This window comes from Flexithrix dorotheae DSM 6795 (assembly GCF_000379765.1).
GTDB lineage: Bacteria > Bacteroidota > Bacteroidia > Cytophagales > Flammeovirgaceae > Flexithrix > Flexithrix dorotheae.
In genome coordinates this window covers 702,762-722,554 of the sequence record NZ_KB903431.1, presented here as the reverse complement: position 1 = coordinate 722,554, position 19,793 = coordinate 702,762, and the positions used below count along the sequence as shown (strand labels likewise).

The 19,793-nt window shown below is 35.7% G+C and carries 17 protein-coding genes; 11 read left to right on the top strand and 6 right to left on the bottom strand.

Annotation, left to right across the window (positions count from 1 at the left end):
* The first annotated feature begins 67 nt into the window (after positions 1–67).
* Entirely contained in the window at positions 68–712 is a 645-nt protein-coding gene (locus A3EM_RS0107045; RefSeq protein ID WP_020527483.1) for an MBL fold metallo-hydrolase, read from the top strand.
* Positions 713–803: 91 nt separating this feature from the next.
* Here A3EM_RS0107045 and A3EM_RS0107040 read toward each other — a convergent pair whose 3' ends face one another.
* Both A3EM_RS0107040 and A3EM_RS0107035 read right to left on the bottom strand, forming a co-directional pair.
* On the bottom strand, positions 804–1,982 hold the full coding sequence (locus A3EM_RS0107040; RefSeq protein ID WP_020527482.1) for a trans-sulfuration enzyme family protein: 1,179 nt from the start codon (positions 1,980–1,982) through the stop codon (positions 804–806).
* Positions 1,983–2,158: 176 nt separating this feature from the next.
* Positions 2,159–2,620 (bottom strand): CYTH domain-containing protein, encoded by a 462-nt coding sequence (locus A3EM_RS0107035; RefSeq protein ID WP_020527481.1) that lies wholly within the window; start codon positions 2,618–2,620, stop codon positions 2,159–2,161.
* Between the two features lie 392 nt (positions 2,621–3,012).
* Here A3EM_RS0107035 and A3EM_RS41755 point away from each other — a divergent pair, with 392 nt between their 5' ends.
* The gene (locus A3EM_RS41755) at positions 3,013–3,573 is read left to right on the top strand and encodes an RNA polymerase sigma-70 factor (protein ID WP_020527480.1); all 561 of its coding nucleotides are present in this window, start codon (positions 3,013–3,015) and stop codon (positions 3,571–3,573) included.
* Between the two features lie 13 nt (positions 3,574–3,586).
* On the opposite strand, the gene A3EM_RS0107025 is transcribed toward A3EM_RS41755, so the two are convergent.
* Both A3EM_RS0107025 and A3EM_RS41750 read right to left on the bottom strand, forming a co-directional pair.
* Positions 3,587–4,357, bottom strand: coding sequence for an outer membrane beta-barrel protein (locus A3EM_RS0107025; RefSeq protein ID WP_020527479.1), 771 nt, complete (start codon positions 4,355–4,357; stop codon positions 3,587–3,589).
* 145 nt (positions 4,358–4,502) lie between these two features.
* Positions 4,503–5,783: a permease gene (locus A3EM_RS41750; RefSeq protein ID WP_020527477.1), complete on the bottom strand. Its 1,281-nt coding sequence runs from the start codon at positions 5,781–5,783 to the stop codon at positions 4,503–4,505.
* Positions 5,784–6,005: 222 nt separating this feature from the next.
* On the opposite strand from A3EM_RS41750, the gene A3EM_RS0107010 reads away from it, so the two are divergent.
* Complete coding sequence (locus A3EM_RS0107010; protein ID WP_020527476.1) at positions 6,006–7,391, top strand: DUF1800 domain-containing protein; 1,386 nt, start codon at positions 6,006–6,008, stop codon at positions 7,389–7,391.
* A gap of 18 nt (positions 7,392–7,409) precedes the next feature.
* Positions 7,410–8,624, top strand: a complete 1,215-nt coding sequence (locus A3EM_RS0107005) for a DUF1501 domain-containing protein (RefSeq protein WP_020527475.1) — start codon at positions 7,410–7,412, stop codon at positions 8,622–8,624.
* Positions 8,625–8,669: 45 nt separating this feature from the next.
* Here A3EM_RS0107005 and A3EM_RS0107000 read toward each other — a convergent pair whose 3' ends face one another.
* The gene (locus tag A3EM_RS0107000; protein WP_020527474.1) at positions 8,670–9,227 is read right to left on the bottom strand and encodes an outer membrane beta-barrel protein; all 558 of its coding nucleotides are present in this window, start codon (positions 9,225–9,227) and stop codon (positions 8,670–8,672) included.
* A gap of 271 nt (positions 9,228–9,498) precedes the next feature.
* Here A3EM_RS0107000 and A3EM_RS0106995 point away from each other — a divergent pair, with 271 nt between their 5' ends.
* Complete coding sequence (locus A3EM_RS0106995; protein WP_020527473.1) at positions 9,499–10,218, top strand: 16S rRNA (uracil(1498)-N(3))-methyltransferase; 720 nt, start codon at positions 9,499–9,501, stop codon at positions 10,216–10,218.
* A gap of 59 nt (positions 10,219–10,277) precedes the next feature.
* Here the strand turns inward: A3EM_RS0106995 and proS are convergent, their stop codons facing one another.
* Positions 10,278–11,753, bottom strand: coding sequence for a proline--tRNA ligase (gene proS / locus A3EM_RS0106990; RefSeq protein ID WP_020527472.1), 1,476 nt, complete (start codon positions 11,751–11,753; stop codon positions 10,278–10,280).
* 228 nt (positions 11,754–11,981) lie between these two features.
* Here proS and A3EM_RS0106985 point away from each other — a divergent pair, with 228 nt between their 5' ends.
* The 6 genes from A3EM_RS0106985 (at position 11,982) to lpxA (ending at position 19,632) form a co-directional block, all read left to right on the top strand.
* Entirely contained in the window at positions 11,982–13,058 is a 1,077-nt protein-coding gene (locus A3EM_RS0106985) for a hypothetical protein (protein ID WP_020527471.1), read from the top strand.
* A gap of 222 nt (positions 13,059–13,280) precedes the next feature.
* Positions 13,281–14,858: a hypothetical protein gene (locus A3EM_RS0106980; protein ID WP_020527470.1), complete on the top strand. Its 1,578-nt coding sequence runs from the start codon at positions 13,281–13,283 to the stop codon at positions 14,856–14,858.
* A gap of 40 nt (positions 14,859–14,898) precedes the next feature.
* The gene (locus tag A3EM_RS0106975) at positions 14,899–16,131 is read left to right on the top strand and encodes an HD domain-containing protein (RefSeq protein ID WP_020527469.1); all 1,233 of its coding nucleotides are present in this window, start codon (positions 14,899–14,901) and stop codon (positions 16,129–16,131) included.
* Between the two features lie 62 nt (positions 16,132–16,193).
* Positions 16,194–17,228: a UDP-3-O-(3-hydroxymyristoyl)glucosamine N-acyltransferase gene (gene lpxD / locus A3EM_RS0106970; protein ID WP_020527468.1), complete on the top strand. Its 1,035-nt coding sequence runs from the start codon at positions 16,194–16,196 to the stop codon at positions 17,226–17,228.
* A 126-nt stretch (positions 17,229–17,354) separates the two neighbouring features.
* Entirely contained in the window at positions 17,355–18,752 is a 1,398-nt protein-coding gene (locus tag A3EM_RS0106965; protein WP_020527467.1) for a bifunctional UDP-3-O-[3-hydroxymyristoyl] N-acetylglucosamine deacetylase/3-hydroxyacyl-ACP dehydratase, read from the top strand.
* 103 nt (positions 18,753–18,855) lie between these two features.
* On the top strand, positions 18,856–19,632 hold the full coding sequence (gene lpxA / locus A3EM_RS0106960; RefSeq protein ID WP_020527466.1) for an acyl-ACP--UDP-N-acetylglucosamine O-acyltransferase: 777 nt from the start codon (positions 18,856–18,858) through the stop codon (positions 19,630–19,632).
* Positions 19,633–19,793: the final 161 nt, after the last annotated feature.

Here is a 19,793-nt window from a genome sequence, read left to right as displayed (position 1 = left end):
TTTCAATATCCTATTTTTACATTCTCAAAAAGAAATACAAAAACAAGTTATAAAAGATCTTTCTATTATGATAAAAATTCAATCTTTCACAAATGCGGGTTTTGGAGAAAACACCTATATCCTTTCCGATGATTCAAAAAAATGCATCATTATAGATCCGGGCTGTTACCAGCCAGAGGAGGAAATTCGATTATCAGATTATATCAATGAACATAAACTCAAGGTAGAAAAGGTAGTGAATACCCATTGCCATATTGATCATGTGCTGGGAAATTTTTATTGTAAAAAAACTTTTGATGTTCCCGTTTACATTCCAGTAAACGAAAAAGAGGTTCACAAGGCGGTTCAGGTATATGCTCCAAATTATGGATTTCCTAAATATCAGCACCAGGAGCCAGATTTTTTTCTAAAAAATGAAGGGAAATTATTATTTGGAAATTCCGAATTAGATATCTTATATGTACCGGGGCATTCTCCGGGACACCTGGTCTTCTATTCTGCAAGTCAACATTTTTGTATCAATGGAGATGTGCTTTTTAGGGAAAGTATTGGAAGAACAGACCTTCCGGGCGGTAACCATGAACAATTAATCGAAAGTATTCATGAAGTAATGTTTGCCTTACCAGAGGAAACAATTGTGTATTGCGGACATGGGCCTGAAACTTCTATTGGGCACGAAAAAAGATACAATCCCTGGTGTAAAGTAATGTAAAAAAAGCTTTTTTCTGCAACCTAAAACAATCCTGTTATTTTACCTGAGCCTTAATATGAACAAACCATTTGAAGTATCGAAATAAACAATTTTATTTCGATACTTCAATGGCTCTAAATAAATCTTCTTTAATGTCATCAATATGCTCAAGGCCAACCGAAACCCGAATTAATCCTGGGGAAATTCCTACAGCTAACCTTTCTTCTTCGGTTAATTTAGAATGTGTGGTAGAAGCTGGATGAGTAGCAATTGACCTGGTGTCTCCAAGGTTTGGAGTTAAGGAAATCATTTCCAGCGCATCTAAAAACTTTCTGCCTCTTTCTAATCCTCCTTTCAGTTCAAAAGTAACCAGACCTCCTCCGTGTCGCATTTGTTTTATGGCCAACTCATATTGTGGATGAGACTTTAAATGGGGATATTTCACCCAGTCTACATCCGAATGCCCTTCCAGTTCCTCAGCTAAATTTAATGCATTTTCACAATGTTTTTCCATTCTTACTGCAAGGGTTTCTAAACTCTTAGAAAGAATCCAACCGTGGAATGGGGACATTGATGGACCTGTATGTCTGGCAAAAAAACGTACTTCTTCTATCAATTCCTTTTTTCCTAAGACAGTTCCTCCAAGTACTCTCCCCTGTCCGTCAATAAATTTAGTGGCGGAGTGCGTCACCAACCCAGCTCCGTATTTGGCCGGATTTTGCAAATATGGAGTGGCAAAACAATTATCCACATTAAGGATAATATCATGGGCTGCCGCAAGCTTCCCTAAATACTCCAGGTCCACCAGGTCCAATGCCGGATTGGATGGTGTCTCTACAAAAATCATTTTGGTATTTGGCTTAATCTGTCTTTCAAATTCCTCCAGATCATTAAGATCTACATAAGAATGCGAAACGCCCCATTTCGGTAGAATTGTGGTCAGGATTTGGTGAGTGGATCCAAATAGTGACCTTGCTGCAAGAATATGGTCCCCTGATTTTACAAAGGGTGCAATGCTGATAAACATAGAGGCCATTCCTGAAGCGGTAGGCATTCCATCTTCAGTTCCTTCCAACAGACACATTTTTTCAATAAATTCATCATTACTTGGATTCGAATACCTGGAATAAATATTTCCAGGTATTTCTTCGGCAAACATTGCCCTGGCTTCTTCTGCACTGTCAAAAACAAAACTGGAAGTGGCAAAAATTGGAACGGAATGCTCCTTTTGTTGTGACCGTTCTGTCTGTTTTCTAATCGCCCTTGTTTCAAATTTATCGAAGTTTGCCATATACCTTTTCTGTTTTTGAGATTACAAATGCCTGCTACCAATTGGGAGGGAACTAATATTTTCTAAATTGCTTTCTTACACCTTCGTGATTATAGCACCAAATCTTAAGTTGGTTTTTTATTTGGATTGATTAGGGTGCAAAGTTAAGATTCAATTATGATTTATACTAACTATCCCTAATTTGAATCCTTTTTATCTAAAGCCATAACTGCATTTTTATATTGGGGATCAAAAGAGACCTCGCTTCCAAACCATTCCGGTGGATAAAATTCTTTGGCCTCTTCCTCACTTTTAAATTCTACTTCCACCATTTTAAGGTTTTTATAAGGTTCAGAGTGGAAAACATCTAATTCGGCAGTCAAATCATTATGAATAGGAATTAAATACCTCCTCTTTTCAATTGGGTGGGTAGCCGATATTTTTACCAAATTTTCAAATTCGGTTTTATCAAGCTTAAGTTCATGTTCTATTCTTGAAACATGTCCCTGAGACTTGACTGTAAGGTAATAATCTTCTCCTGATTTCCTCACCCTTATTACCGGAATTTTTGAAATGTACCATTGTTTAATTTCGTATGACTCAAACTTTTCCAAATTTGGAGGAAGTTTTTTTAACAAAAATTTCCTTTCAATTTCCATAAACTTTCCAGAAACTAACTAGTTTTATAGCAAAATTACTGGAGGTAAAACTAATTGGTTTAAAATTAGGATCTTCAAATTTGTTATTAATTAAATGAATTTTGAGAATATCAATGAATTGACTAAAATGTAATGCTTTGATTAAAGGATAAAATAGTCTGCAATGGCACTTGATTATGTCCTGGAATTTTTATGCGGCATTTAATATTTTTCCAACCGACACCTATTAAAAATTTAAACCCTTTCCTAAAAACCTTAAACTGAACAATTTTGCATGGACCGAAACCTGGTAAATTTAAATTTTAAACAAGCACTGAATGGTAAAAAATAAATTAATTTTGCCATGTGTAATGTTGTAAATTCAATGAATAGCCGGAAGAATAATATTATTAATGAATAAACCTGAGTCTGAATATACAGAAGAAGAGATATTGGAAGGTCTTGCTAATAGCAATGAAGAGGTTTATAAATATTTATTCAATTTATACTATGAAGCTCTTTGTCAATTTGCGCTTAAATACATTCGATTTCCAGAGATCGCTGAGGAAATTGTTCAGGATGTATTCATTTACCTGTGGGAAAAAAGGGAAACCATTCAAATCCATTCATCTCTCAAGGCTTACCTGCACACTGCAGTGAGGTATCAAGCCATTTATTATTACAGAAATGCCTCCAAGAAACCCATTTTTGATGATAACTATCCAGAAGAAAGACTTACTTCGGGAAATGAGAGTGAATTGTTAATTGAATATTTAGAACTGGAAAAACAGGTCCTCAAGTCAATTGAAAAACTTCCTGAAAAATGTAAGCAAATTTTTAAGTTAAGCCGGAATTCAGGACTCACCTACCAACAAATTGCGGATAAGATGAGTGTTTCTAAAAAAACTGTGGAAAACCAAATAGGCATTGCCCTTAAAAAATTAAGAGAAAGCCTATCTGTGTTTTTATCCTAATTCCTTAGAACTTTTAATTTGGCCCAAAACCTTCCCTCTGATTGAAGATATATTGGAATTTGATGAGAAACATACCATATAAATCTTTCATAGCAGGGTTTCCTCCCGCAATAAATTGAGGAGTATCTGAACTACCGGGAACCAGTTTTTGATTTGGGTTTCTTACCGAATTATGGTAGCTAATGGCTTCACCTCCCAAGTCATCCACAGGAATGCTTTCCCGACTGACACCATCTACTTCATCAGAATCCACATACCTCAGTCCTCCATCCACTACAATGGCAAACTCCGGAGTGACTAAATACCTAAACCCTAATCCAAAGGGCACAATAAGTGCATGTTTATTTACTTTTTGAGCTTCAACTTCGTGTTTTGGCAAATTGGAAAAGCCTTCTCTTCTTCTACCCTCAGGATCAATTTTGGTTAGTCCTACGCCTATATAAGCTAATGGCTGGAATCTATCGAAAGAAAAGGTTAAACTAGGAGCGACATAGGCATCCCACATATTTGCCCTAAAACTTCGATTTCTGGAGGAGACATGGTCGTCTGCCATCAACTGGAACAAACTGAACCCTCCTCTGAGATGAAAATTTTCGTGGAGACGATACCACGTTTCAAAATTTAATGCCGGACGTAACGAACTAATTCCGGTCTTATCTAAATCCCCGGCATATCCAGCAATTCCAAACCCTCCATTCAAACTCCATTTTTCTTCCTGGCATATGCCGCTGGTGACCCCTAAATATAAAAATACCCCTAAAAATAAGATATAAATCTTTTTCATAAAAAATGTGTTTTGGTTTAAAAAAATTTTAGATGTTTAAAAAGGTAGGAGAAAACAGACTCAGTATGATTGGAAACACTGCAGTTACTTCAACAGAAGGACAAATTTCAAATATTATTTAGCTGGTTTTGGTAGTAAAAAGAGATTAGTTGGCTTCTCCAACGTATTCATAACCAATCTCCTCTACTTTGGTTTTAATTTTATTAATATCAAGATTATTTCCTGAAATTGCAACACTGGAACTAGATAAATCAACTTCTGAATTTTCAATTCCTTCAAGTTGGGATAGATTTTTTTCTACATTCATTTTACAATGATTGCAGGTCATTCCTTTTACTTTAATGGTTACATTTTCCATAGTTTTAATCTCTGAAGGAGATACAGTCGCTTTCTTTTGTTGAAAATAATTATGCCCTTTAAGATAGCCATTAATCATTAAAAGCACAAGGGCGATGCTACATAAAGACTGGAATAGCTGCCAGGAAAGACTTTGGGAATTGTGGTCTTGCATCATTCCATGATCCATTATTAAAAACCATTCCTTTGGCAAAAATTCATTGATAAATATTCCGAAACCAATAGCTGAAACAACTATAGTGAATAAATAAATAACCAGGGATTTTCTACCCATAGTTTTCCCTATCACTGTAATGGTAGCGGCATTAGTAGCAGGCCCTGCCATTAGAAATACAAGTGCGGCTCCCGGAGATAACCCTTTCATTAACAAAACAGTAGCAATAGGAATGGAACCAGTTGCACAGACATACATCGGGATGGATGCAGCAAGTAACAGCAACATTCCCAAATATTCATTTCCCAAATAATCGATAAAAAAATCCTCAGGAATAACAACTGAAATTAAAGTTGCAATTAAAAGCCCGATAACGAGCCATTTGGTAATATCCTGAAGAAATTCCACGAATGCATAATTAAACATTCTTTTGAAGGAGTGGTCCTTGCTTTCAATTAATTTTTGATGATTACCATTAATGACAGCTTCATTCTCCAAAGTAGCCCCATCAAATTTATTGGTAAAAAAACCACCTAAAATCCCGGTGAAAAGTGCTATAAAAGGACGAATGATTGCAAAGGGAAGTCCCATTAAAGAATAGGTAGCTAAAATGGAATCTACTCCGGTTTGTGGAGTAGAAATAAGGAATGAAACGGTAGAGCCTTTAGATGCCCCATTTTTGTAGAAGGATATTCCGGTTGGGATTACTCCACAGGAACAAAGCGGTAAGGGTACACCCAAAATAGCTGCATTCACCACAGAAGTCCATTTTCTTTTCCCCAAATATTTATTGATTTTATCTTTTGGGAAATAAACATGGAGAAGTCCTGCAAATAAAAAACCCAATAAAAGGTATGGAGACATTTCATTGGTGATATCAATAAGCTCTTCAATAAATATATATATATATTCCATTATTATTTTCTTTCTAAATGATTTTGGTTCTACTTTTTTTTACTTCTCTCAACAACTTTTCTTCTTAATCCGTAAAACACAATTCTTGTGTGTAAAGGTCGGAAAAGATTCATTAAATTTAATGTAAAATCACGGATTCTGGCGGAGTCTAAAAATTCCGGTTTAAATCATCCATGGCATGTAAATTAAACCCTGTTTATCTTATTCTGAATATTGGCGAATATGAAACTTAATAAAAACCAATTACTGCATTTGTTTAACCGAACCTCCTATGGTATTCCCTTTGGTGACTTAAAAACTATGGAGGGTAATTCAACAGGAGAGGTAATTAAAAAACTAATTAAAGAAGATCATTTTAATGCATACTTTAATATTATTCCTACACCAGAAATTTCTCCACAGGAAATAAAAATGCTTAGTGAGGTGGAAAAGAAAATGCTAAATGAAATGGCAATGGATAAGCTGCAGAAATTAAATGTACATTGGGTGAAGTACATGATTTCGGAGAAGAGTTTCCCAAACCTTTTCCGGGAAAAAATGGCAGTTTTCTGGCATGGGCATTTTGCATGCAGGGAAAGGAATCCATATCTCGCCCAAAAATACCTGAATACAATTAGAAAACACGCACTTGGAAACTTTAAGGATTTATTATTTGAAGTTTCAAAGGAACCTGCCATGCTTAAATTCCTTAATAATCAGCAAAATAAGAAGCAATCTCCAAATGAAAACTTTGCCCGTGAAGTCATGGAATTATTCACCTTGGGAAGGGGGAATTATTCAGAAGAGGATATAAAAAATGCAGCTAGAGCTTTCACCGGCTGGGGCTTTAATAAAAATGGCGAGTTTGTAATCAGGAAGAAACAACATGACGAATCTCAAAAGAATTTCCTGGGTCAAAAAGGAAATTTTAATGGGGATGATATTTTAGAAATTATTCTCAAACAAAAAGAAACGGCCAACTTTATTAGTCGAAAAGTTTATCAGCACTTTGTCTCTGAACATGTGGATGAAAATCATTTAAAGGAATTATCAGATTATTTCTATGAAAGCCATTACGATATTGCTTTATTAATGGAAAAAATCTTGAAAAGTGAGTGGTTTTATGAAGAAAGGAATAAGGGTAACCTGATCAAATCTCCTATTGATTTTTTGGTGCAATTCATGAAGACTTATCATGTAGAATTTGACAGTGAGGAATCCTATTTAATTCTTCAAAAGATGCTTGGTCAAACCCTGCTCTATCCTCCAAATGTGGCTGGTTGGCCCGGAGGAAAAACCTGGATTGATAGTTCAACACTTATGTTGAGATTAAGAATTCCTGAAGTGATTTTAAGTTCAGGGGAATTAAAGGAGGAGGAATTTAAATTTCCTCAGGGAATGAAGCCGAAAGGAAAATTCAAAAAACTGGCAGCCCAGGTGGATTGGGATGCATTCCTTCAGGAATTTGAAGAAGTAAAGGATAAAGATTTACAAAATGAGATTTCTGAATACCTGATTCCAAATGCTTTACCTAAAGGTTTTTTGCCGGAATACTCAGGAGATAGAAATAAAACTTTCAAGGCATCTGCATTTTTATTAACTCAGTTACCAGATTTTCAACTCTGCTAACTTTTGATTCAATTCAAAATGAAAAAATCAAGAAGAAAATTCATAAAAACCTCTCTGGTAAGTGTTTCGGGAACTTATTTAGTTCCACAATTTATCAACACATTGAACGCAGCTGATCTTTCATCCATTACCTCAGGGAAAAAATTAGTGATCATACAATTAGCTGGAGGAAATGATGGATTAAACACGGTGGTGCCTTTTAGAAATGATAGGTATTATCAATTGAGGCCTACCCTTGGAATTGGTAAGACTGATTTACTAAACCTTAATGACGAATTGGGGTTAAACCCGGGATTAGGCGGTTTGAGGAAACTCTATGATCAGGGTTATTTGAGTATTGTCAATGGTGTAGGTTATCCTAACCCAGACAGGTCACATTTCAGATCAATGGACATTTGGCATTCTGCAAGTGATGCCAATGATTATCTCCAGACAGGATGGTTGGGCAGGTATTTAGATTCGAAATGTACTGCAAATTGTAAAGCTCATTTGGCTATTGAATTCGATGAACAACTCAGTCTGGCATTGAAAGGAGAAAATATCAAAGGAATGGCTATAAAAGATATTAATCTTCTTTATAAAAGCACCAAAGGTCCTGCGATCAGGAAATTAAATGATTATTATAAAAAGAATCATTATCATTTTGTAAATGAGAATAAGGATTTCCTTTATAAAACCCTGGCCGAAACCTGTTCTTCAGCAGAATATTTATTTGAACATTCCAGAATTCATAAATCCAAAAAAACATATCCTAATACCCAGTTTGCCCGGCAACTAAAGAAGATATCCGAACTTATTCACTCAGGAATTGAAACCGAAATTTTTTATGTATCCCTTCCGGGTTTTGATACTCATGTAAGGCAAAAAGGAACTCAGGAAAAACTTTTGAAAGTTTACGGAGATGCTTTGTTAGCTTTTGTAGAAGATTTAAAATTTAATGGTAATTTTAAAGACACTTTAATTCTGACTTTTTCTGAATTTGGCAGAAGAGTAAAAGAAAATGCAAGTAGCGGAACAGACCATGGAACAGCCAATAATGTTTTTGTAGTTGGAGAAAACCTGAAAAAACCAGGGTTATTCAATTCTTTACCCGATCTAAATCATCTTGATAAGGGAGATTTAATTTTCAATACTGACTTCAGGAATATTTATGCTACCTTATTGGATAAATGGCTGGAAAATGATTCAAAAAAAATATTGGGGAAAGGATTCTCAAATTTGAATTTCATCTAAAGGAAAAAAGGAGTTTGCTGAAAACAAACTCCTTTTTTTTAATTATTACCCTCCTACATAAAACCTTACTCCACCCATTATTACAAACTGATCATAATCCCCAATTACATATTTTAGCTGGCCAAAAGGGACAAAAGATTTACCGATATCAAAGTCGGCTCCACCACCCAGGTTAAGTCCGAATTCTGTTCCTGAAGATTTTGCTTCGGTTTCCGGAATATCAAACTCTATACCGTCAATCACTACTCCACCGAACTGTGGATTATCATACTTATACTTCCAAAATGCTAAATTAATACCTCCAAGGGCATAGGGTTTTACTTTAGAATCTCCGGTATCGAAATAATAGTTTACATTAAAATTCATTGTCCACAAAGAGCTTTTTGTATAAGTGGATGACTTTGGAAAGAAATAATTGATACCGAAATGTCCGGCTAAATTATCTTTAAAAAAATATTGCCCATGAGCTCCTATTAACAGACTTTCATTCTCAAATCCAAATCCAATTGTAGGGGCTGCGGTAATAGCACCTTCAATTTGCTGAGCATTTGCAAATTGAACTGACAAAAAAAGAGAAACCAGAAAAGCTAATTTGATTTTCATAATAGTTTTGATTAGTTAGAAAAAGCTTCCGATTGTTTATCGAAATTGTTAGTGAAAACAGGGAGAAAAGAAGAAGTATAAAAAATGGTTAGTTAGTAGTTCTTCAAACCTGTTTTTAAGCTTAATACTGGTTGAAAAAAATAGGTAAACAGACTTTCAAAAAAATTGTTCACAGGAGATTTTACGGAGGTTTAAAAAAATGGTTTTTGTAAGATAAAGCGATTTACAATTGTTAAGATTGCATCTGGATTGAGCACCATAAAAAAAAATCATGAATCTCATTTTATTTGATCAGCTTGAAATTGAGCAAAACAAAATTTCTGTAAAGGACCACCGAAGTAAGCATATCTTAAAAATTTTAAAAGCCGGGGAAGGAGATGAAGTGGATATTGGAATTATTAACAAGGATAAAGGTAAAGCTCTGATTGAAAGGATTGAAAATGATTTTATCCATTTCAGTTTTCGCTTTTATAAAGAAGATGTCAGGCTTCATCCGATAAAAGTTATCCTTGGGTTTATCCGTCCGGTTAATGTACAGCGGGTGGTGAAAGACCTTGCGACCTTAGGAGTATCAGACATCAATTTTGTTGGCACAGAAAAGGGAGAGAAATCTTATGCACAAAGTAAAATGTATGCACCTGAAAATCTAAAAAAATATTTAATTGAAGGAGCAGAACAGGCATTTAGTACCAGGCTTACCAATGTTTTCTTTTATAAAAACCTGGAGGATTGCCTCAAAACCAATCTCGAAGGGATGAATAAAATAGCATTGGACAACTATGAAGCCACCGGGCAGCTTTCCCAAAGCAAATTTCCCAAAAAAACCACTATGCTGGCCATAGGGTCTGAAAGAGGTTGGTCAGATAAGGAAAGGCAATTTTTTAGAGCCCATAAATTTACCCTGGCAAGTATGGGCAACAGGGTTTTAAGAAGTGAAACTGCTTGTGTTTCAGCTGTTTCAATTGCTTTGGCCAAAATGAATTTAATATAGAAAAGGCTCCAGATAAATCTGGAGCCTTTTCTATACGCTAATTAGTATTTCTTAAAAGTTTAATAAGCCACAGCAAACATTACTTTTCTTTTTGAAGGATTTCCAGAAAAGATACATTTACCCTCTTCTTCAGGACTATCCAGAGGAATACATCTAATGGTAGCCTTTGTTTCATTTTTAATCCTTTCCTCGGTTTCAGGTGTGCCATCCCAATGTGCCATAATAAACCCTCCCTTATCCTTCAACACTTTTTTAAATTCATCATAGGTTTCTACATGAGTAGTATTTTCCTCTCTGAATTTTAAGGCTCTACTGTAGATATTCTGCTGAATATTTTCCATTAAGATTGGAATTTCCCTCTCCAATTCTTCAAACTTCAAACTGATTTTCTCCTTCGTATCCCTTCTGGCCACTTCTACAGTCCCATTTTCCAGGTCTCTCGGACCAATGGCAATCCTTACGGGCACGCCTTTTAATTCCCACTCATTAAATTTATAACCTGGCTTGTAAGTATCTCTTCCATCAAATTTCACCGAGTAATTATACTTATCCAGACTATCTTTAATTTCTTTAGCTTTTTCTCCAATTTGAGCCAGTTGCTCTTCATTTTTATAAATGGGAACAATCACTACATGGATAGGAGCTAATTTTGGAGGAATTACTAAGCCATCATCATCGGAATGTGCCATAATTAAAGCGCCCATTAATCGGGTACTTACTCCCCATGATGTTCCCCAAACCAATTCCTGTTTATTTTCCTTATTGAGGAACTTCACATCAAAGGCTTTGGCAAAGTTTTGTCCAAGGAAATGAGATGTACCAGCCTGAAGCGCCTTTCCATCCTGCATCAAAGCTTCTATACAATAAGTATCTACAGCTCCGGCAAATCTTTCCGATTCTGTTTTTACCCCTTTTATTACAGGTAAGGCCATATATTTTTCGGCAAATTCTGCATATACTTCCAGCATTTGTTTAGTTTCCGCTATAGCTTCCCCTTCAGTAGTATGAGCGGTGTGTCCTTCCTGCCATAAAAATTCTGCAGTTCTTAAAAATACACGGGTCCGCATTTCCCACCGCACCACATTAGCCCATTGGTTAATTAGCAATGGTAAATCTCTGTAAGACTGAATCCAGTTCTTATATGTACTCCAAATTACAGTTTCAGAAGTAGGCCTTACAATCAGTTCCTCCTCCAATTTGGCTTCGGGATCAACCACAACTCCTTTATTATCTTCCGAATTTTTTAGTCGGTAGTGAGTTACCACTGCACATTCCTTCGCAAACCCTTCCACATGATCCGCTTCCTTACTTAAAAACGACTTTGGAATAAATAATGGGAAATAAGCATTGGTATGTCCTGTATCTTTAAACATTTTATCCAGGCTGGCCTGCATTTTCTCCCAAATTGAAAAACCATGTGGTTTGATCACCATACAACCTCTCACTGCAGAGTTTTCAGCCAAATCGGCTCTTTTCACCAACTCATTGTACCATAAGGAATAGTCCTCACTTCTTTTAGGAATTCCTTTTCCCATATTTTTTATATTTTGAGTTTAACTTAAAAATTAGTTATATTTTAAAGAATCTTATAAAAATTCTTATATTTGTTCAAAAGACACAGAGTTTTCCAACTAATTAAGTGAAAATGGCGTCTTAGTAAAAATGAATGGCAAATATAAAAGGTTTTTAAACAGTCTTAAGTGAATTATTATTTTTATTAAGCTGTTCCAATAGAAACTTTACTCTTTAATAAATCAAGTAATATGAAAAACAAATTCTTTCTACTATTTTTTTCAAGCTGCTTAATTGGGTTTAATGCCTTTTCTCAGGTAGAAGAAGATGATTTGTACTTTACAATGGCTGATAGAGAACAAATCAATAAGAGACCAATTTTCACTGAAAATGTAAAACCGGCAGAAATTAGTAACGAGCCAAAATCGAAGTTTGCAAATCCTGATTTCAAAGGAGAAACCACTACCCAAAATCCTACTGCATACAATTATTTTTCAGAGGATTTTAATCTGGTAGATGAAAACTATGTATTTGGGTCGAATTCAATGAACAATTGGAATAATTCGAGATATTGGAATGCCCGAAATGCATCCTATTATAATTCTCCCTATGCGTATTCAAATAGTTTTATGAATGATCCCTTCTATAATAACATGATGGGATACAGTCCTTACAACCCATATTCAGCAATGATGATGTCTCCTTATGGTTATTCTCCATTTGGATATTCTCCCTACGGGTATTCACCTGGATGGAACATGGGAATGGGATATGGAACTTATGGAAGTAGTTTTGGATTGGGTTACGGAACCAGTTTTGGAAACCCATACAGTCCATTTGGATTATCTATGGGTGTAGGTTTGGGTTCCTACTTCGGAAACAGATATAACAGAGGTTATAATAATTATTATGGAGGAGCAAGGGTAATTGAAAGGGCAAATAATACGGTTGCAAAAACCAGGGCTCCAAGAGGTGGGATGACAAGAACAGGAACAAATTACACTCCTACTTCACAAACTGCAGTTAACCAACTTGCTCAAAGAAGAATGTATTCATCAAGAATTGCAGGTGCTGAAAATCGAAGCAATTATTCGAACAATGGAAGGTACTCTAATTCTAACAGATATAATTATTCTAACAGATCAGGTTCTGGAAACTCTAATTCCTGGGACAACAGTTTTACCAGACCTACAAGAAGTAGTAATTCAGGTTATTCGTCTCCTACAAGAAGTAGTGGATATAGCTCTCCATCAAGATCATCATTTAGTGGCGGATCATCCTCTCCAGTAAGATCAGCACCAAGCAGAGGTGTAAGAGGAGGACATTAAAATTTTAAAGAGTAAATTTTTAAAGACGAATTGATTGAATTCAATTCGTCTTTTTTATTAGTAGAAAGGAGATAAAATTCAGACCACTCTGTTTATCAAAGATTTTGTAGCAATATTTTACAGTGTATCCAGATTTTTTAAATTCGCATTTAGATTAAATTATTTTACTGAATTCGATCCTTATTTGCCGCAAAAAAGTTCCAGCTAACACTAATTATAATTATGAAAAAAAATGTTTTCTTTATCTTATTAGTTTTCATAAATACTTCTGCATTTTCTCAAATTGATCCTGATGCTTTTGGTTACTATAAAGATGCTTTAAGATTTTCCCGTACCACATTTATGGGTAGTGCAAGGTTTCAGGGAATGGCAGGAGCTGGAACTGCTATTGGTGGTGATATTACGAATTCCGTACAAAATCCTGCCGGACTAGGATTTTATAGAAAATCTGAAGTTAGCTTTACTCCCGCAATGGGTTTTAATAATACCTCTTCAGAATACCTGGGACAAACCACCAAAGATTCAAGATTTACCTTAAACCTAAACAATCTGGGAATTGTAATTTCCAAAGCCAGAAATGGAGATAGCCAAAATTATGGGGGATCATTCAGTTTTACCGTAAACCGGGTTCAGGATTTTAATAATACGGTCTCTTATGAAGGCGTAAATAATAGCAATCAAATAGTGGATTTTTTTCTTGAACAGGCTACTGGTACTAACTGGCAAGTATTTGACAATCAAGGTATAGATGGTGCTTTTAATACCCTGGGCTTGGCTTACTTCACCTATTTAATTAATCCAGATATTTTTGAAGACCCGGGCACAAATAATACCTATATTACTTATGTAGATGATCCGGCACAATATCCCTCCATCCAAAAGGGAACCATTACTACAAGGGGAGCTCAATTTGAATGGGATTTTTCTTATGGGGGAAACTATGCAGACAAACTATATTATGGGGTTGGCCTGGGACTGCAAACCGTAAACTATGAAAGTACAGGAGAATATACAGAAACAAAGGAAGGGGCTCCAAACTTTGCCGAATTGGTATATATTGACAGGCTTTCTCAAAATGGAATAGGTGTAAACTTTAAGGGAGGATTTATTTATAGGGTAACAGATAGAATTAGGGTAGGTTTAAGTGGGGTAACAGCTACTTCAATCAGAATAACAGAATCTTTTTCCGAAGAAATGATCTCTCAACATAATAGTATCAGGATTATTGATGGGTATAACCCTGATGGAACTCCGATTGAAAAGATTTTGACAGACGAGAAAAAAGATGCACTTTATGCAGACCTTATTTACTCCTTAAAAATACCATCTAGGTATAATGCCGGAGTTTCGTATTTTTTTGGCAAAAAAGGATTTGTTTCTGCTGATGTGGAATACGTAGGTTATCAAAATGCTTCCTTAAAAAATCCAAGATATGCTGATGATGGCACCGATGCAGGATTTGATTTTTCCGGAGACAACCGTACAATTTCCAATTTATATAAAGGCACAATGAATATAAGAATTGGTGGTGAAATACGGCTAAATTCAAATCGCATAAGGGCTGGCTATGCAAATTATGGCGATCCTTATTCCTCTGGGGATGGCCCGATTGGAAGTAAACAATCCGTTACGCTAGGTTATGGTCTGAGGAAGAAAAATATGTTTTTTGATTTTGGTCTTGTTTCCGAATTATTCGAAACCACCACCACACCTTATGTACTTGATAATGGTCAGCAACCCATAGTGGAGACAAGTCATAATAAAATCAGAGCACTTTTTAGTTTAGGTTTCTTCTATTAATGATAGCCGTTCGAAGAATATCCACACCGCAATTCAGTAAATGAAAAAAAAAATAATAAACGATCCAGTTTATGGATTTTTATCTCTAAAAACAGAATTAATTTTTGACATCATTCAACATCCCTTTTTCCAAAGATTAAGGCGAATAAAACAATTGGGATTGACTGATTTTGTTTACCCAGGCGCATTGCATACAAGGTTTCACCATGCTTTGGGGGCAATGCACCTGATGACAGTAAGTCTTGATGTATTACGCGTAAAAGGCAATGAAATATCCAATGAGGAATATGAGGCTGCCACCATTGCAATTTTACTTCATGATATCGGCCACGGGCCTTTTTCCCACGCCCTGGAATCCAGTATATTAAATGGTGTGCACCATGAAAAAATGTCTCTATTGTTGATGGATCACCTCAACAAGGAGTTTGATGGAAGATTGACACTTGCCATTAGCATTTTCAATGATACATATTATAGAAAATTCTTTCATCAATTGGTATCCAGTCAGCTGGATATGGACCGGCTGGATTACTTACAGAGAGATTGTTTCTTTACAGGAGTAATTGAAGGAAAAGTAGCTTTTGACAGAATTATCAGGATGCTGGATATTGATGAGGACAGAATCGTGGTGGAAGAAAAAGGGATATACAGCATTGAAAATTTCCTTAACGCAAGAAGATTAATGTATTGGCAGGTGTATTTACACAAAACCACCGTCAGTACAGAACAGATGCTCATTCAATTGATAAAAAGAGCCAGATACCTGGTGAGAAAAGGAATAGATTTACCTTGTTCTCCTAATTTAAAATTGTTTTTTGAAAAAGATATCACTTTTCCCGATTTTGAGAATAATTATAACTATTTATCTGCCTTTGCCTCTTTAGATGATTATGACATTTGGGGAGGAATAAAGTTTTGGGTTGCGCATGAAGATAAAGTGCTTAGTTTACTCAGTAAAATGCTACTGGACCGCAAGCTTTTTAAAGTAGAGCTTTCGAATGAAAAAATTAAAAAGGAAAGACTTAAAAGTATTAGAAAAAAAGTTCAGCATGAATACGGATTAACCCCATCGGAATCAAAATTCATGTCATCCTCCGGAAAAATTACAAACTCGGGGTATATCCCTTATGATCAAAATATTTTAATTAAAACAAAAAAAGGAGAAATTCTGGACGTAGCTAAAGCCTCAGATTTACCAAATATCGAAGCTTTGAGTAAAATTGTTAAAAAATTTTACCTATGCTACCCTAAAGTTTTATCTTTGTGCTCTTAAATAAAAGGTTAACCTTTTGTTAATTTGCACAAAATTCAGGGAAAACAGAGAGGCAATCATAAATGGAATTTACCGTAAAGCAAATAGCCGTATTACTGGGAGGGGAAATACAGGGTTCTAAGGAAGATAAAATTAATAAAGTATCCAAAATACAGGAGGGAGAAGCAGGAGCTATTTCATTTCTAGCCAATCCTCAATACGAAAAATACATTTATGACACCCAGGCAACAGCGGTTTTAGTCAATAAATCTTTTGTTCCTAAAAAAGAATTGAAAACTACTCTCATTGTAGTAGAAGATCCATATTCTGCTTTTAGTACCTTACTTGAAGAATACCAGAGACTAACCTCATTTAACAAAAAGGGAATTGAACAACCCTCCTTTATTCATGGAAATACAACTATTGGAGAAGATATATATGTGGGGGCTTTTGCCTATATCTCCGAAAATGTTTCCATAGGTAAAAATTGTATTATTTACCCACAGGTTTTTATTGGAGATAATGTTAAAATTGGGGATAATGTAATTTTATATCCGGGGGTGAAAATACTTCAAAATTCAGTAGTTGGAAATTATTGTACGATCAATTCCGGAGCGGTTATCGGAAGTCCTGGTTTTGGTTTTGCGCCACAGGCCGATGGAACTTACAAAGATATTCCCCAAGTGGGAAATGTAGTGTTACAAGATCATGTAAATATCGGAGCAAATACCACTATTGATTGTGCAACAACCGGATCAACTATTATTGAAGCGGGTGTAAAACTGGATAACCTCATTCAAATTGCCCATAATGTTAAGATTGGCAAAAATACAGTGATGGCTGCTATGACCGGAGTGGCTGGATCTACTGAAATTGGGGAAAACTGTATGATTGGAGGACAAGTCGCAATTTCCGGACATGGTAAAATACCAAATAAAACTCAAATTGCCGGAAATTCAGGGGTAAGAGGAAATTTCACCGAAGAAGGAAAAACTATAATGGGATCTCCGGCAATTGATATTAGAGATTTCAAAAGAATTTTTGTGGTCTACAAAAAACTTCCCGAATTATTAAGGAAGATTCAAAAATTGGAAAAAGAATTTTTAAATAATCAATAAGATTATTCAGGTTATAAATATTTTTTTCTGTCACCTTTGAACAGATACTTTAATTTTTTTCAGATATTAAAAAATTGCATCATCCTACTTTTTGGGTTTTTGTGAAAAGTGAATAGCAAATTAGAAATGAAGACAAAGCAACATACTTTAAAAAAGAGTGTAACAGTTTCGGGAGTAGGGTTACATACTGGAGTTCCTGCAAATATGACTTTTGTTCCTGCTAAGCCAAATCATGGAATAAAATTCAAAAGGATAGACCTGGAAGGAGAACCGATTGTAAATGCAGATGTGGATAATGTGGTTGATCTCTCAAGAGGTACAACAATTGAAGAATCTGGGGCAAGAATTAATACCGTGGAACATACCCTGGCTGCGTTGGTTGGGATGGAAATTGACAATGTATTAATCGAGATAGATGGTCCGGAACCTCCAATCATGGACGGAAGTTCAATTAAATTTATTGAGGCAATTGAGTCAGTAGGTTTAGAAGAGCAGAATGTGATGAGGAATTTCTTTGAAATACCGGAGAGTGTTTTTTATAAGGAAAGTGATAGACAGGTGGAAATTGCTGCCCTGCCATTAAACGATTACAGAGTTACGGTAATGGTCGATTACAATTCCCCTGTTTTGGGAAGCCAGCATGCTTCTATGAATGATATCAGCCAGTTTCCGAAAGAGATTGCTTCTTCAAGAACGTTTTGTTTTTTACATGAACTGGAAATGTTGAGGAAAAACAACCTGATTAAAGGTGGAAATTTCCATAACGCAATTGTAGTGGTGGACAGAGTAGTAAGTGATGGAGAATTGGATGAACTGGCGCATCTTTTCAATTTGCCTAAGGTGGAGGTTAAAGAGGAAGGTATTCTGAATAATGTAGAATTAAGACATAATAATGAACCAGCCAGACATAAATTACTGGATTTGGTTGGTGATTTAGCTTTGGCAGGACGACCCATTAAAGGACAGATATTAGCAGCCAGACCTGGTCATGCGGCTAATGTTGCTTTTGCTAAAAAGATAAAAAGGATGATGCAAAAGAATTCCAAATCGGAGAATATTCCTGAATATGATCCTAAAATGCCTTCGGTTCTGGATATTAACCAAATCTCTCAGGTACTTCCTCATGGTTATCCTTTTAGGCTAATAGATAAAATTATTCAACTGGATGAACATTCTGTGACCGGGGTGAAAAATGTAACAATTAATGAGCAATTTTTTCAGGGCCATTTTCCTGGAAACCCTGTAATGCCGGGTGTGTTACAAATAGAAGCTATGGCCCAAACCGGAGGAGTCCTGCTATTAAATACTGTAGATAATCCTGAACAATACTGGACATATTTCGTAGGAATCGATGGTTGTAGATTTAAAAAGATGGTAGTTCCTGGAGATTCTCTTATTATAAGATGTGAATTGCTGGCACCAATTAGAAGAGGGATTGCCAAAATGAAAGGACAGGCCTACGTAGCAGGAAAACTGGCTTGTGAAGCAAACGTTTCTGCCTGTTTAGTGAAGAAAGATATATAATTAATAAATTTGGATAAGGTTTAATGGCATTTTTTATATGTTTATAAACGAATCTAAAGATGACTTACTCTAAAAAAATTACTGCTTTCAAGATAAAAAGATAATGATTCATTCCTATACAAATATTCATCCGGAGGCAAAAATTGGGGAAAATGTAGTAGTTGGCGCTTTTACAACGATTGAAAAAGATGTGGAGATTGGGGAAGGAACCTGGATCGGGCCAAATGTTTCAATAATGGAGGGCAGCCGGATTGGAAAAAATTGTGAAATTCATCCTGGAGCAGTAATTTCTGGCAAACCTCAAGACCTTAAATATAAGGGAGAAAAAACCCAGACCTTTATTGGAGACAACACCGTTATCAGGGAATGTGTAACCATTAATAAAGGAACTTCCGATAAGAATAAAACACAAATTGGTTCTCATTGCCTTTTAATGGCTTATGTGCATATTGCCCACGATTGTATTTTAGGCGATTATTGTATTCTTGCTAATTCAGTTCAGGTAGCCGGTCATGTAGAAATTCAGGATCATGCACGCTTGGGTGGAACTACTGCAGTGCATCAATTTGTGAAAATTGGCCCACACACTATGATTGGAGGAGGATCATTGGTAAGGAAAGATGTTCCGCCATATATAACGGCTGCAAGGGAGCCCCTGATTTATAGTGGAATTAATTCTATTGGATTACAAAGAAGTGGGTTCTCTCAGGATAAAATAGGGGAAATTCAGGAGATCTACCGACAGTTTTTTCTAAAAGGCAATAATAAGGCGAATGCTTTAAAAACCATAAAAGAGGAACTTCCCGAATCGGATGAAAAAAATATAATACTTGACTTCATCACTAGTTCCGAAAGAGGTATCATTAAAGGTTACCACTAGTGTCATGTCAAGCCTTACATTATGAGTAAGGCGAGTAAGGATTTTGTGGTAGGTCGAGGCGTAAAAAACGAGGATAGCCATAGCTATGCGAGTCTTTTTGCAACGAAGAGATTCCGCAAAATACTCTCGGATTACCGTAAGTTTAAGGTTGACTTGACACT